Source organism: Helicobacter rappini, assembly GCF_900198625.1.
In the GTDB taxonomy this organism is placed as follows: Bacteria; Campylobacterota; Campylobacteria; order Campylobacterales; family Helicobacteraceae; genus Helicobacter_A; species Helicobacter_A rappini.
Window position 1 is genome coordinate 1 of record NZ_FZPK01000007.1, and the last position, 15,329, is coordinate 15,329.

Genomic DNA, 15,329 nt, shown 5'->3' on the forward strand with positions numbered 1-15,329 from the left:
CCCCCCCCCCCGTATTCTGTTAAATTCATCTGCGTTCATACCGCTTACTGATACTGCCATAGCGTCTAATCCAGCTTCTGCTAAATCCTTAGCATATTGCGGTGTAATTAAATATCCATTTGTGATAAGTATCATTTGGAATCTCTCTGGCTTGAACGCTTGAATGAGTTTTAGCAGACTTTCCTTATTGATTGTTAGCTCCCCACCTAAAAGCACAATCTCCCAAATGCCTAGCTCGTGTGCCTCATCTGCAATTCGCTCTATTTCACTTAGCTCCAAACGCTCTTTGTTATATTTATTTTCTACCTCTGAGTAGCAAAAAGTGCATTTAAAATTACAAGCATTATGATAGTTAAGCGTGATTGAGCGAGGGGTCTTGCCCACCTTGCCACCATTATTTTTTAATGCTTTTATATATTTATGCACCTTTGATACAACTATGGGTTTTTTTAACATTGACATTTATTTGCTCCTATTTTAATGTGATTAAATCCTGCGGGATAACTAGAGTTAAATCCACTTGAGAAATACACTTAGATTCACAGCTAATACTTGCCTTGCACTCTCCCACACCTCTTTTGTAGGAGAGCAAATCCGCACGGACAGAAAGCACATCGCCGGGCAAGGCACTTGTGTGAAACACCGCATTAGAAATCCTAGAGATAACCGACTTCTTACCTTTCATATTTGGCATTGTCATCACGCATAATGCCGCGGTATTAAACATAGCCTCTAGCTGCAATGCTCCGGGCATAAGCGGATTATCCGGAAAATGCCCCACAAAATACCATTCATTAATGCTAAGATTCTTCCTAGCGACCATATATTTTCCCGCCTCACCCTCTAATATAGAATCTATCATCAAAAACGGATAGCGATTTTCTAAATATTCTTGAATTTCAAGTATATCCATAGTCATTTTAGCTCCTTTGGCACTATATTTTTTAACATATCAGGCATACAGATTTTTATCTGCCCTTCACACACGACTTTATTTTCTACCATACCTTTGCCCTTGCCTATACCTATCCCTCTTTTCCAGCTTAATGTCTCTACTTCCATTTCTAGCTTTTGCCCGGGGACTACTCTTTGACGAAGTTTCACACCATCTACTTCTAATATATTTATAGGCTTTTTCTCATTACCCGGGAGCGTTAAAAACACATAAGTGAAAAGCTGTGTCAAAGCCTCTATTTGAAGCATACCCGGCATTATTGGATCATCTTTAAAATGCGTGGGGAAAAACCACTCATTAAAGGTTACATTTTTATAGCCTTTGACATATTCTCCGGGTTTTAGCTCTGTGATTCTATCCACATACAAGTATGGGTAAGTGAGTGCGGTTAAGGCTTGAATGTGATTTATTGTGAGTTGTTGTAATATCGGTGTCATTGTGGATTAGCTTTCTTTTGTGGAATTTTGGTTTTGTGTTGTGCTTGTGTAAGCTGTGTGATTTTTAGAATCTAGATTCTGCGCTAAATTTGGGTGGGTGCAGGGTTTAGGGTGCATTTTTATAGAATCTAGATCCTTGTCATTTTTGTAAGTGTGGGCAAGAGCTTGTTTCGTGTGAGCCATAGACGAAAAATCTTGTTGAGATTCCACATTAGATACTTCGCCTAAAGGCTCAGTATGACAATTACTGGATTCTATATCCTTGTCATATTGAGCTTTTGAAAAAGGCGAAATATCCCTTATGGAATCTAATTGTTTTACACAACGATAGCCTAAATTCTCTACATCTACGCTACAAGGTCTATCCATATCTCCATCAGCTTTAAACATATAGAGATTTTCCCCATAAGCATGATAATAAATCTCTATATTTTTTGCTGCATAAGGTGAAAACCAGCTTGGAATTATATTTACATCATCTTCTAGCCGCTCTATAAATCCAGCTTTTTTAAGCCCATCTCTATCCATATTTTTTTGATATAAATCTATATATTCATAGTCATTTTGCTTCATAAGCCTATCAAGTGCCTCCCCTGCCCTATGAAACTGCTCTCTATCCCCCAAAATATCTACTATTCGTAGAATCTTAGCTCCATTATATGCCACTTCCCTGCATACAAGCACAAGGCTAGATTCTAATCCATAAAGCTTATATGTAAATACAGGATTATTAAAATATCGCTTGTTGATATACCACGGCGATTTGTAAGGATTATGTTTTTTAAAAGATTCATTATCAAATACTTCATACATATGCTTAAAATCTCTAAATAGCACCAATTCTGCTTGATCCTTAGAATCTATATCAAGTATTGTCTTGTGTGTAATGTGAGCGATTTGATACTCTTTTTTATCATTTAGCCTATAAAAATGATCTAATCGCCCCACCATATCATCTTTGAAATATTTTTTTGTGAGAATATAGGTCGTCTCTTTCTTTGCACCAATGCCAATGTAGGAACGCATTTTTACACCCATCATAAAGCGTTTGCGATATAAAATCTCTAGTCCTAAAAATGGCAAAAGCGCATGTGGGCTTGTGCGAAACATACCACCAGCCATATCAAAAGGCTCTGTGTCATCATCGCCCTTTGAATAGATATAAATGCCCTCACACGCATCTATTTTGCCCGTTTGCCTATTCACCGCTAAAATGTAATTAACCCTATCGCCCACTCTAAATTCATATTCAAAAAAATCTCTATTTACTGCTAAAATATGATTTTTATCCCAATATGCTTTAAGAAATGCCATAATATTATCTATATCATTAGGCGTAGCCAATCGTATTTCATACAACTCATCAAACTTTGTATTAGCTCGTTTAAAGTTCATAATATCCCCTTCAGTGCTATTGTATTTTGCAATATGAGATAAACACTCGTTGTAGTCAAGCTGTGTAGGCAAAATAGCATAGCTAAGACATAATAAACTATACGAAAATTATTAAAGTCCAAAAGAAATGAATTTGCGGGAAATTGATATGAATCAAGCGTAGAAGAATACTCTATATATTTTTCATCTTTTTTTAATCTGTTGAAATGTTGTTTATATGCGGAATATGTAGATTGGCGAGACTCTAAAGAATCACATTGAAACTCAATGGGGGGGGGGGGGTGATAGCAGATACTACCCGCTCCATTGCAATAACACCGTAATTTGATTTAAAAAAATCAATTTGAGAACCGAATTCATTTATATCAAAGCTATTCTTGGTATCCCTACACAGCGGTGTATAAACAATTGCAAAACTATTCTCTATCACAATCTGCCCTTGAAAATTTAGTCATATTTTTTTATTGTATCTAAATAAAGTTAATCGCAAGTTGTTTTCCTAAACAGCATGATACTCTACATAACATATAATCATTTTAAGCATAGCGAAAAATTTTTGCTTAACTAAATTTCAAAGCTTTTCGTCCTAAAATCTCAAAATAAAATAACAAACATTAACACAAAGTTTCATCGCAAAATAGGGCATGATTCTGCAGAAAATCGTTTTTTTTTTTTTGTTAAACGAATATGGCACAAAACATGCTATTATCGCATAATTTTCATATTTATTTAACCAAAATCATACCAAAAGGACATATATGTTGCAGAAGAAAAAGTGGATCGCAGTAGCCCTTGCTGGTTATCTTAGTGCGACGACTACGCTAAACGCACAGATTATTCAAAATGATACTTTTTTCTATCGCGATTTTTTGGACTTAGGACAGAATAAGGGGGCTTTTAGTGCTGGGGCGGAAAATGTCGTTATCCACTCAAGCAAGAAGCCCGGCGTTTCTATGGACTTTGAAGTCCCTATCATTGATCAATCTGCTCGTAGTAATAATGGTAACTCCACAGCTTTGGGCAGAAATTTTGCTATCACAGCTACACATGTGGTAGGCACACATAGCACTGGAAATAACTCTATTGCTAACTCTAATACGGTAGAGATGAGACGCTGGGGACAGACTACCTATAACTTACAAAGCGATGATAAATCAAATAACTACGGCTATGATGTGTCGTTTGTTCGGTTTAATAAATATATTGTAGAGGGTGAAGCAGAAATATTTGATGCTGGACTAAAATCAGATAATAACAATAGCACCAACAATCCGCAACAAGAAGCAGAAAATCTACAAAAACTCAAAGATTACTTAGAGAAAAATAAAGATTCTAATGGCAATCTAACTATCTTTCAAGCAGGTTCAGGTCGGCTAAGTCTTCTTAATGCGCCCGGTGTCGGCTTTAATGGAGCTGGCATTGCTGCGATTACTGGGACTCGTGGTGGTAGCTTTAGTCGTCCCATTGATTTTAGTAAAATCACTTATGAAAACTCAAAAGCAAATGAAGATATAGGTGCTAGAGGTATCCAACTTATAGAATTTACTGATAGAACTTGGGTAAATGCCATAAGCCCGGGGGATAGTGGTAGTGGATTTTTCATTTATGACAAAGAAAAGAAAAAATGGGTATTGCTTGGCGTGGCTTCTAAAGCAGACTTAGTGGGGGGCGGTAGTGCCGGTGTGGCTGTGGCAACTAAGGAAGATTTTGAAAAATATAAAAAAAGTGTTGAACAGGAAATAGATTTAAAAGGGCATAACAACTGGACTTTGTCTAACAATGCTTTGAATACAGCAGGATCTGAAACTTTACAGGGCGACAAAGATATTGTTTTTAAAAATGGTGGGGATATTAGAGTTACTGGAAATATTTATCGTAATAATAGCGGACAGGTTGGGGGATTTGTATTTAAGGCAAAAGAAGGAAATGGAGACAAAGAAACCATTTATAAAATCACAAGTGACAAAGCCAATAGCAATCCAAATGCTAATGGTGGTATTTTTGGCTTTGATGGTGCGGGGCTTGATATTGACGAAAAGGTAAAGGTAGAGTGGGGACTGGGATTTATTAAAGATAAAACGGGCGTAAATGACGCCTTACATAAAGTCGGTAAAGGCACACTAGTCATAAAGACTGAATATAGCCCAAACTCCGTGACTGATGGTAAATACGGCTATTTACGCGTAGGTGAGGGGAAAGTCATTTTTGATACTGCTACTCAAGCTCTCAATGGCGTATATCTCACAAGTGGGCGTGGGACTTTAGAGCTAGTAAAGGGCAAAGCACAAGCCTTTGGAGCGGTGAAAGATAATTCACAGCTAGATTCTAGATTTAAACATCATTTTATACTAGCACAAGAGAATAAGGATAGTTTGGGAATCTACTTTGGCAATGGCGGCGGGAATTTGGACTTAAAGGGCAATAGCTTAACGCTTAATACTATCTCAAGTAATGATTCTCGTGCAAATATCATTAATACCGACAAAACAGACACAAGCTATATGGTGATTGAGGGTAAGGGTTATGATGAGAGTAAAAACAAAACGCAAGATAAGGCTGATACTATTATCCACGCGAGTTTTGGACAAAGCACAGATTCTAAAAAAGATAATTCAAGTGAAAATAACAATATTGGCTTGATTTACAAAGGTGATGATAGCAAGAATATTGATGATAAAGACAAGGCTGCACTAATCTTTGATGGCAATGTCAATGTTAAAGGTTTAGAAGTAACAGATGGCAAAGTCGTGCTGCAAGGACACCCCACAACCCATGCATATATTAGAGATGAACCGGTAACCATCGGCAATCAAAAAAAGAGTCTTCTAGATCTCGTTAAGAACGCGGAAGGTGTTACCTTGCCCGAATGGATGGACTTAAGTCGCCCTAGCACACTAGAGCAGCCCGACTGGGATCATAGAGTATTTAAAATCGGCACGATTGATTTGCAAAATTCTCGGCTTGATGTGGGGCGTGAGGCGACTTTGGAGGGTAAAATTGTCGCACATAATGGCTCGGCGATTAACTTTGGCGGGGATATAGAGCATTATATTGATAAAAAAGACGGCGAAAACACCACAGGCAATGGCTTTGAGTATCAACAGCAAGTAGAGAGCCAAAAACTAAAAGAAGAAACGCAAAAAATCGCAAATCAAACAATCCACTTTAAAGGCGAGATTGACGCGAACGGCACAAAAATCAACTCAAGCATTTATGACTTTAACGCTAAGCTTGATTTGAAAAATAAGGCGAGTTTAAAGGCAGACTTTTTAACACTTGATAGGAGCGAACATAAAACCGGTGAGATTCTAAAACTAGGCGGTAGTAGCACTGCGGAAGTTAAGAATCTTATTTTCAAAGGAATCAATAACAATGCAAATGATATTGTTAAGATTGAGAGTGGCTCAAAGCTTGAAGTTACAGAATCTCTAGGCTTTGAAAGCTCTACATTTGATTTAAGCAATCTCAACTCTATGGGTGGAAACAACTTCACAAAGCCACAGCATTATGATCTTTTTGTAAAAGATAAATCAAATATTACCGGCACAAGCACAGATATTACCGGCAATGTCGGCGTAATGAATGAATCTACCCTAACCCTAAAATCTATCACACTAAAAGATACGAAAAATGGCACGACTACAACAAAGGATATACAAGAATCTAGCCTTAAAAACTCTATCTTAGTAGAGGGTAAAAACTCAAAGCTTGAAGTAAATGAAAAAATCACTTCGCAAAACCAAGATAACACGCTAATCATTGTCAATGGATTCAAAGAAACAACAGGCGGTGGAACACGCGATGTAGTGCAAGGTGAAAGGCAAGAAGTTATACATGAAGCGACTTTAAAAACCACGCAAGGCATTGAACTCACCGGCACAACTCAACGCGGACTAGATACGCAATGTAATGGTAAAAGCGGGGTAGATTGCTTTGCTGATGAATCTATGAATGGTAAGATTAGCAATATCGTGCTAACAACTGGGGGAAAAATAGATTCTAACCTAAAAGCGACAAATTTACAGCTGAATGTCAATGTAGATAAAGATTCTAGCTTTTTGGGGAATGGTAAGAAGTTAGAATCTAATAATTCAAGCGTGGCGTTAAACTTTGAGTTAGGCGGTAAAGAACAAGAGTTTAATATTGACGCCAAGCAAAAAAGCCATATCACGCTAACAGCCCACGCTAAAGAATCTTTAGTAAAAGATGAAAAAGCTTTTGGCAAAGCTTTACAAGATTCACAATATAAAGGTGCTATCACAGCAAGTGATGGCTCTAAAATAGATTCTAATCTTAGCAATATTACTGCCAGTGTGGATTTAAAAAATGGTGCTAGTCTCAATATCGCAGAGGGTGGAATCTTAACGCTTACAAACGGCTTTCATAGCATTAAATTGAATGGTGATAATACAGCATTAAATGCGAAAACAATTATTGCAGAGAATTTAAATCAACTTGAACTCAAAGTCGAAAGCAACGCACAATTTAATGTTACAAACTTTGTATTTAAGGGTGGAAATGTTAGTCATAATGGATTCTATGGTGAAAATGTATGGCTACAAGATTCTGCAAATGTAACACTCAAAGGCACAGAGGGAATCAAGCATAATCTCTATATAGCTGATAACTCAACTTTTAAAACAGAAAATAACAATGCTTTGAAAATTGATAAAGGTGGCGATACTAAGATTCAAACAGAGATAGGCTCAAAGCTAGAGATTAAAAAGCTAGAAGCAGATAAGGGCAGTAATATATATATTGCCCTTGATTTAGAAAAGGTAAATGAAAATCCTTTAACAAAGCAAAGCAGCACACAAAGTCAGCAAAAAAACTTTGATATTGACGCAAAAAATGGTAGCAATGTCTATGTAAATAGCTGGGATATGAATCGCGAGGGCTTTAATAACACAAATGGCAATGGCATGACAAGCCTAACAACTGATGAAAATTCTAGAATCCACTTTGGAATCTTAAAGCACGATATGGCAAAACAAAATCATATCACTTCGCCTATACAAGCAAATCTTTCTATCTCGCAAAGCTTGACTTTAGAGCATGTGGGCAAACCTACTCAAAACAATAAGCCTATATCAAATATGGCAAGTAATAGTGCGAACTCAAGAGATATTACAAGCGAAACAGCACCAACCCCTACAAACCAAACGCAATCTTACTCTGATCCTGCAAAACTAGCCGCACAAGCGGGGACAAATGATGATAGATTCCACGCATTGAAACTACAAGGCAATAGTATGTCAAACGGACAAGTGCAAAGCGATGGTAAAAATCTCACGCTAGATAATGGCACACGCATTGATGTAAAACTAGATGAAAGCATAAAAGCACCAAATGGTAGCGGTAATGGCAATGGAGACTTTCAGCTCAATAAATACTACACACTTATTTCTGCTGGAAGCATTACGGATAATCGCACAGATAAGAGAATCTATTTTGAATTTGCGGATAAAAATAATCCGTTATATTGGGTAACGATTGTAGAAAATGGCGAAGTAAAAGTCAAATTTACCAAAGAAGATCCTAGTAGCTACAATGAGTTAAAAAACTATATCAATGATGATAAATTGCTAGAGATTGTCATACAGCATAATCCTAAAAATGATTTCGTGCAAATGGCAGGTATGGCAAATCAGCACCAAGAGTTAAATAGCTATCTCGCAGGTGTGAATCAAAATATGAATAACATGGCTACAAACAATGGCTCTGCGATGAGTAATAAAGTCCTATACGCAAATAATGAAGCGATAAATACAAGGGTTATGCAGGTAAAAGTCATGCAGCCTACCTTTTCAAAATATAAGCTAGTGATGAATACCGCACAAAACACACAGGCAAACGCAGAGGTAGCAAGTGATACAGAGATGAGTGCCTTTGATGAAATACGCATGATTATAGAATCTATCGAAGAACAGAGAAAAAAGAATAATGCGTGGGTAAATGTCGGTGGCGGCTACTTTGGACAAAGTGGTGGGAATCTCGTGTTTTATGGCACAAACTTAGGCTATGATAGACTCTTTAGCTTTGGTAGTAATGACTACTTAATCGGTGCTATGGCTGGTATCGGTGGGTCAAACTATAGCCTTAGTGGCATCAAAGATACTTCGTTGTTTTATAATGTCGGATTCTATGTCAATACTGATATACAAGAAGTGCATGAAGTCCAAAGCAATATGAACTTTAGCTATATGGATAGCAATAAAACTATAGAATCTCAAAATAACATGCCAAGTGATAGCATGAGAGCTGGGACATTTGGCTGGTTGTGGAGCTCGTATTACAAATATAAGTTTGACTTTGGGAATCTTGGGGAGTTTAAGCAGGTGTTAAAGCCAGTGGGGCTTATTAATATCGGCTTTAATGGTATCGGTGCGTTTAGTGGCACGACTTATAAGCAAAAAGCGTATAATGATTTTAATCTTGCGATTGGGGCTGGTGTGGAATATAGCATTGTAAAAGAGAATGCGATATATAGCGCACAAGTCATCGCAAAGCAAGGGGTGTATAGCTCTGGTGATCAAATCTTTGTAAGCCTTAGCAACGCACAAAACTTTATGGGCTATGATTTGCGTAATAATACGCTTGGCTTTCAGCTGAATTTCACTGGGTATAATAAGTTTGACTATGATTTATCCCTGCAGTATGGAATCTCTAGCCTATTTGATATACAAGGTAACTTTGGTGTTAAAGGTGATGTGAGATTGCAGTATAAGTTTTAGGGGGCTTATAGCTTCTATGTTTGAGGCTTGGGTTTTAGATTTTTTGTGTTTCGGTGTTGATTAAAAGCCATGTATTGCTTTTTTTGTAGTTTCTCTTATGCTTTGTTTTTGTATCCATTCAGTAAATACATGATTAAAAGTAAGCTTTGCATTTTTATCTTTATCTTGCATGTATTGCAAGTAGTCTTTAAGGCTTAATCCTTTTTCTTTAAATTCTAAGCTTTGCAATATAGAATTATATTCTGTTGTTATATCCCTTGCTTTATCAAGGCTTATATGTGGATATTGTCCTATTGTAAGCTTATATATTTTATTGCTAGATTTATTAATACTATTTTCAAAGCTTGTTATAACCCTTTTTATATCATGTAGTGTTGTATATTGCATGTTTATCATTCCTTATAAAATAGTGTTTGTTATCTACTTTATAAAGTATGTTTAGTAGTGTTTGCATGTAAGGTTATTATGTTTTGCAAGTGTATTAATGTTTTTGCATTGCATACTAAGAGCCGAGCATAACACATAACATAAAAAGTAACATATAAAGCAAGTATTGCATACATATATACTTTAAATGCTTTAAATATGGTAGAAATCCTAGGAGAAACTTAAAATCCACATAGATAATTAGAGTGCGGTATATAATGTTTTTGAAAAAATAGAAAAGCAGTGTAGAAATACTTCCAAATTATGAAACGAGCAACACAATAAAGAAATATCAAACCAAAATTGAGATATTACCTACAAATCCAAACATTACTAAGGCAGATATTTTAGAATTTTTTGAATTAAACATGTTGTATTATTATTGCGATTCCTATCGACATGGAAACAAATTTAAATATGATAAGTTTTTTTTGGGGGGATACTGGGGATCTAGTTTGAATGCCGCAAATCCTACCCATATCGGTAAACACATTGACACCATGGAAGAATTATTTCCACAGATTATATTAATCTTTTTATTATTGGAGTGATGATTTGGTAGGAAGACTACCCCTAGCAATCTATCATGTTATAAAGGATATAAATACCAAGCTTGGATATATTTTAGAGATAATTTCTTTTATCAAGGAAAATATAACGATAATTATATAGCAATTATACAAACTTCTTGGGATACACCTGAATTTTGGAGTGAATATAATATTTCAGTAGTTCATATATGAGGAAAGTATAAGATACTTCAATGAGATTTTAACTCATAGATTTCATAAACTCACTTAGTTGAAAATTAAGTGGAGCATGCAGCTTATATACCATAAGACCGCTTCCTATATGATTAAGGGATGCTGGTTTCTATCAACAAATATTTTACCTCTTCGTTTCCAAATACTCTTCATAGCTGCCGCGGAAGTCAATCATTTTTGTGCCACCATTTTTAGAATCAATAACAAGTTCTATGATTCTATTCGCATATGCACCGATGAGTTCTCTATCATGACTTACACATATTACACCGCCTACATAGTTATAAAGGGCTTCGCCTAATGCAATGATGGCTTCTAGGTCAAGGTGGTTTGTCGGCTCATCTAAGAGTAAAAAATTGCTTTTAGCAAGCATGAGTTTTGAAAGCATGATTCTATGTTTTTCACCACCACTTAATGCCCCCACGCTTTTTTCTTGCTCTTCGCCATTAAATAGCATTCGCCCAAGTGATGTCCTAATCTCATTAGAATCTACACTTTTATCAAATGCCCTTAGCCATTCATATAGCGTTTCTTCGCCTTTTATAATCTCGCTTGTATCCTGCGGGAAGTAGCCCATTTCAATAGTCGCTCCCCATTTTACTACGCCGCTATCTTGCTGTAATTGCTCTGCCAGAATCTTACAAAGTGTGGTTTTGCCAACGCCATTTGCACCGATTAATGCGATTTTATCACCGGGCAAGACATTGAGATCTAGATTCTGAAATATTACTAAGTCGCCATAAGAGTGGCTAAGATTCTCAACATTTAACACTTCATTGCCTATATTTCTTTTAATCTTAAAAGCAATGCTAGGGTCTCTTCTGCTTGATATTTGCAAGGCTTCAAGGTTTAGTTTATCAAGCTGTTTTTGCCTTGAAGTTGCCTGTTTTGCCTTACTTGCATTCGCACCAAAGCGGCGGATAAAGTCTTCTAGTTCCGCTTTTTCCTTTAGCTTTTTATTTCTTTCCATTTCTTGCTGTTTTGCTATGAGTGTGCTTGCGATATACCAATCATCATAATTACCGCTAAATTCTCGCAGTGTTTTAAAATCAAGGTCTAAAATATGCGTGCAAACCGCATTTAAAAAGTGCCTATCATGGCTAATAACTACGAGTGTGCCCTCATGTCTTTTAAGATTTTCTTCAAGCCATGCAATAGCACTTAAATCAAGGTTATTTGTCGGCTCATCAAGCAGTAATACATCTGGCTTTGGAAATAAAACTTGTGCTAATAGAATCTTAAATTTATCCCCGCCTGTGAGTGTTTTCATTAACTCATTATGCGTATTTGCTGGAAATCCTAAGTCCTCTAGAATCTTTTCAATCACAACTTCACACTCATACATAGGATCTTCTTCCACGCAAATCATCTCAAGCTCACCTAAACGAGAATTGATTTTATCATCGCTTAAATCCGCTGTTGCATACAGATTCTCTTTCTCTTTTACCGCGTCATATAGCCTTTTATTGCCAATTAGCACAGCATCTTTAAGGCTTAAATCTTCAAATGCGTATTGATTTTGACTTAACACACCAAGACGCAAACCGCTATTTAGCACAATATCGCCACTACTTGCCTCTATCTCACCACTTAGAATCTTAAGAAAAGTCGATTTACCTGCACCATTTGCCCCAATAAGCCCATATCTCTTTCCACTATCAAGCTTTATATTTATATTTTCAAATAATGTTTTTGTCGCATAACGCATACTCACATTTATTGCTTGTAACATAGCATTCCTTAGTATTAATTTTAAATAAAGTTACAAAATTTAACACTTTAATGTAATTTTAACATTAAAATATGTATAATCATCAAATTAACCCGAAACTTTGATTCTAGCTATCAAAGACTATTTAAAGGATTGATTATGCAAGCCGCTTCAGATTCTAATACACAAAAAAATGGTGCTAAGGTTGAAAACTTTCGCAGAAAGCGACATATAGGCTACATTATACTCACAATCGTGCTTTTAGTCGTCCCTTTCATTCGTATCGGGGAAGCACAAAATCATATCTTTTTGCTCTCTTTTGACCATAAGGTATTGCATGTGCTAGGCATTGAGTATAGCATACAAGAATTTTATGTTATGACTTTTATGCTTATGATGCTTTTTGTTGGTATCTTTTTTATGACCGTTATGGCGGGGAGATTCTGGTGTGGTTGGGGCTGTCCGCAGACTATTTTCCGCTCTGTGTATCGTGATATTATTCAAACTCAACTACTTGGATTAAGAAAGAAAATATCAAATAAGCAAGAAGTCTTAAAGCTTGACACACCGATGAAAAAGTTTAAATATGTGCTAGGCATTGTGCTTTTTGCATGTATTGCCCTTATTGCTACTGCTGACTTTTTATTCTTTTTTGTTCCGCCAGAAGATTTTTTTGTATATGCTAGAGATTTTGAAGAACATAGAGTTTTACTTGGATTTTGGCTTGTTGTTGCTTCATTTATGACGATTGAGGTCTGCTTTATCGCTGAAAAATTCTGTATTTATATGTGTCCTTATGCAAGAGTGCAGTCAGTCTTTTTTGATAATGATACGCTTATGTCTATCTATGATACAAAAAGAGGGGGATTGCTATATAATCCAAATGGCAGTGCAATAGGCATCGCCCCTAAGAAGCAAGACCCACATAATGAATGCACGAATTGTCAAAATTGTGTAAAAGTGTGTCCAACACATATTGATATTAGAAAAGGCACACAGCTTGAATGTATCCATTGCTTAGAATGCGTAGATGCGTGTTCTGCTGTTATGGCGAAGTTTAATCTACCAAGTCTTGTTACTTGGAGTTCGCCAAATGCTATGGAGAAAAAGACAAAGCCAAGACTTTTAAGGGCTAAAACTATTGCATATATGGTGATATTGACACTTATATTTGGATTGCTTATTTTTGTGGGTAAATCTCACAAGAGTATGCTATTAAATATCACGAGGGCATCAGAGCTTTATATTGTGCGAGAGAGTGGTGCGATTGATAATGTGTATAAGTTCGTCGTGCAGAATGTTGATAGAGAACCGCATACTTTTGCTTTTGAAGTAGATGGTGATATGGCAGATAAGTTTGAGATTATCATGCCAGATTATAAGGATAAAAAGGAATTTTTAATAGAGCCAAATGATGCGAAATTCCTTGTTGTTATATTGCGTGCAAAGGGCGATTATAATGATTCGATAGATACGGACAAAAACATGCCACTTACGATTAAATCTTATGCAACTGATAATAAAGAAGGCATTAATATCACATATAGTACATTCTTTATATATCCAAGCAAAACTATTATTGAGAAGAAGTTGCATAAATAACTTTTGGCTTGCAGTGTACTATGAATAGATTCCATATAGCAAAAAAACTATTCATACATGAGATTCTAAAAAACATTCCACAAAATCCCATAAAGACCGATATTATAGAATCTACTTTTATAATTGCTATGACTATAGCATAGCAGGGAGTTTGTTTTGAGAGCATTTCTTATCACACGCTGTATTTATTTTTTTAAAAGGTTTTGTTTAGTCCTTTCTGTTGGCTTTATGCTGTGTTATAATTTGTATGCGTTTGATAGGCTAACTGAAGAAGAATGGCATTATACATATAATTTTTGTATGCAAAATAATGCGAATGCGTGTGATTATCTTATCGATAATGGTTTGGTTGGTCCGCAAGAATGCCTTGATAAACAATGTGAGATTGTAGGCATGATATACACACTTGCAGGCAGACACGATGAAGCACTAGCCTATTTTGAAAAGCTATGTGAGAGTGGGAATGTAGCAAGTTGTGGTAATGTCGGCGATATTTATTATTTCCATTTACATGATTATTTTCGGGCAAGAGACTTTTATGAGCGTTCATGTAAGCAAAAAAATAGCGCAAGTTGCTATGGTTTAGGCATTATGTATGGTAATGGAGAGGGTGTGCGACAAAGCTTTGATAAGGAAGATAACTTTTATAAACAAGCATGTAATGGTAAGGAGCCGCTTGGCTGTTATAATTTGGGCGTAATGTATCAGCAAAAAACAGATATGAAAAATCATCTAAGCATTGCAAAAGAGTTTTATGGCAAGGCATGTGATTATGGCTATCAAAGCGGCTGTGATAAATACAGAGAGTTTAATGAAGTAGGAATTAAATAGTCTTATTATAAGAGAAGCATTTTGAGACAATATGTAAAAAAATATATCGATAAAAGCACTATTATTTATGGTGTAGTGGGGATTATTAATACCATTGTTGGCTATGGTATTATGTTTGGCTTAACCTTTATGGGTGTTGTGCCAGAGGTTGCAAATGCACTAGGCTATGGAATCGCCTTTATAGTCTCATATTTACTCAACAAGAAATTTACTTTTCAATCAAAGCATACGCATAGAAGAGATTTTACACGCTTTGTGATAGCAAGCACTCTTGCATATATGACGAATTTATTGACACTTATTATATGTTATAGAATCTTATCTTGGAATGAATATATAGCACTCATAATTGCAAGTATAATGTATGTCATTGTTGGTTATTTGTTGCATAAATTTTGGACTTTTCGCTAAGATTATAATAAATACATAATAGATTCTATACTTTTATGAGCAAGTGTAGGTCATTTTAATGTA

Annotated in this window: 12 protein-coding genes; 5 read left to right on the forward strand and 7 right to left on the reverse strand. The window is 35.9% G+C overall.

Going from position 1 to position 15,329, the window contains the following annotated elements; translation table 11 throughout:
- The 5 genes from C6H17_RS02115 to C6H17_RS02135 all read right to left on the reverse strand — a co-directional run.
- Positions 1-462: radical SAM protein (locus tag C6H17_RS02115; RefSeq protein WP_158655000.1), on the reverse strand; the 462-nt coding region annotated here is incomplete at its 3' end.
- A gap of 10 nt (positions 463-472) precedes the next feature.
- On the reverse strand, positions 473-919 hold the full coding sequence (gene fabZ / locus C6H17_RS02120; protein WP_005219110.1) for a 3-hydroxyacyl-ACP dehydratase FabZ: 447 nt from the start codon (positions 917-919) through the stop codon (positions 473-475).
- Positions 916-1,392 carry a 3-hydroxyacyl-ACP dehydratase FabZ gene (gene fabZ, locus C6H17_RS02125; RefSeq protein WP_005219108.1) on the reverse strand — a complete coding sequence of 159 codons (477 nt, stop codon included), beginning with the start codon at positions 1,390-1,392 and terminating at the stop codon, positions 916-918. The genes fabZ (C6H17_RS02120) and fabZ (C6H17_RS02125) overlap by 4 nt, the downstream gene beginning before the upstream one ends.
- Positions 1,393-1,398: 6 nt before the next feature.
- Complete coding sequence (locus C6H17_RS02130; RefSeq protein WP_005219107.1) at positions 1,399-2,787, reverse strand: hypothetical protein; 1,389 nt, start codon at positions 2,785-2,787, stop codon at positions 1,399-1,401.
- 244 nt (positions 2,788-3,031) lie between these two features.
- Positions 3,032-3,217 carry a hypothetical protein gene (locus C6H17_RS02135; RefSeq protein ID WP_104731321.1) on the reverse strand — a complete coding sequence of 62 codons (186 nt, stop codon included), beginning with the start codon at positions 3,215-3,217 and terminating at the stop codon, positions 3,032-3,034.
- Positions 3,218-3,545: 328 nt separating this feature from the next.
- Here C6H17_RS02135 and C6H17_RS02140 point away from each other — a divergent pair, with 328 nt between their 5' ends.
- Complete coding sequence (locus tag C6H17_RS02140) at positions 3,546-9,521, forward strand: S6 family peptidase (RefSeq protein ID WP_005219106.1); 5,976 nt, start codon at positions 3,546-3,548, stop codon at positions 9,519-9,521.
- Positions 9,522-9,581: 60 nt separating this feature from the next.
- Here the strand turns inward: C6H17_RS02140 and C6H17_RS02145 are convergent, their stop codons facing one another.
- Positions 9,582-9,908 (reverse strand): hypothetical protein, encoded by a 327-nt coding sequence (locus C6H17_RS02145; protein WP_104731322.1) that lies wholly within the window; start codon positions 9,906-9,908, stop codon positions 9,582-9,584.
- Positions 9,909-10,835: 927 nt separating this feature from the next.
- Entirely contained in the window at positions 10,836-12,443 is a 1,608-nt protein-coding gene (abc-f, locus tag C6H17_RS02150) for a ribosomal protection-like ABC-F family protein (RefSeq protein ID WP_005219104.1), read from the reverse strand.
- A 138-nt stretch (positions 12,444-12,581) separates the two neighbouring features.
- Between abc-f and ccoG the strand changes: the two genes are divergently transcribed.
- From ccoG to C6H17_RS02165, 4 genes are read left to right on the forward strand one after another with little or no spacing between them, the layout of a single operon-like run.
- On the forward strand, positions 12,582-14,024 hold the full coding sequence (gene ccoG / locus C6H17_RS02155) for a cytochrome c oxidase accessory protein CcoG (protein WP_005219103.1): 1,443 nt from the start codon (positions 12,582-12,584) through the stop codon (positions 14,022-14,024).
- Positions 14,025-14,044: 20 nt separating this feature from the next.
- Positions 14,045-14,167, forward strand: coding sequence for a hypothetical protein (locus tag C6H17_RS13225; protein WP_263363170.1), 123 nt, complete (start codon positions 14,045-14,047; stop codon positions 14,165-14,167).
- Between the two features lie 13 nt (positions 14,168-14,180).
- Positions 14,181-14,855, forward strand: a complete 675-nt coding sequence (locus C6H17_RS02160; protein ID WP_020995640.1) for a tetratricopeptide repeat protein — start codon at positions 14,181-14,183, stop codon at positions 14,853-14,855.
- Positions 14,856-14,876: 21 nt separating this feature from the next.
- Positions 14,877-15,266 carry a GtrA family protein gene (locus C6H17_RS02165; RefSeq protein ID WP_020995639.1) on the forward strand — a complete coding sequence of 130 codons (390 nt, stop codon included), beginning with the start codon at positions 14,877-14,879 and terminating at the stop codon, positions 15,264-15,266.
- The last annotated feature ends 63 nt before the right edge of the window (positions 15,267-15,329 follow it).

Coding starts and splice junctions, on each gene's coding strand:
- fabZ (WP_005219110.1), bottom strand. CDS start 919: ATGACTATGGATATACTTGAAATTCAAGAATATTTAGAAAATCGCTAT.
- fabZ (WP_005219108.1), bottom strand. CDS start 1,392: ATGACACCGATATTACAACAACTCACAATAAATCACATTCAAGCCTTA.
- C6H17_RS02130 (WP_005219107.1), bottom strand. CDS start 2,787: ATGAACTTTAAACGAGCTAATACAAAGTTTGATGAGTTGTATGAAATA.
- C6H17_RS02140 (WP_005219106.1), top strand. CDS start 3,546: ATGTTGCAGAAGAAAAAGTGGATCGCAGTAGCCCTTGCTGGTTATCTT.
- C6H17_RS02145 (WP_104731322.1), bottom strand. CDS start 9,908: ATGCAATATACAACACTACATGATATAAAAAGGGTTATAACAAGCTTT.
- abc-f (WP_005219104.1), bottom strand. CDS start 12,443: ATGTTACAAGCAATAAATGTGAGTATGCGTTATGCGACAAAAACATTA.
- ccoG (WP_005219103.1), top strand. CDS start 12,582: ATGCAAGCCGCTTCAGATTCTAATACACAAAAAAATGGTGCTAAGGTT.
- C6H17_RS13225 (WP_263363170.1), top strand. CDS start 14,045: ATGAATAGATTCCATATAGCAAAAAAACTATTCATACATGAGATTCTA.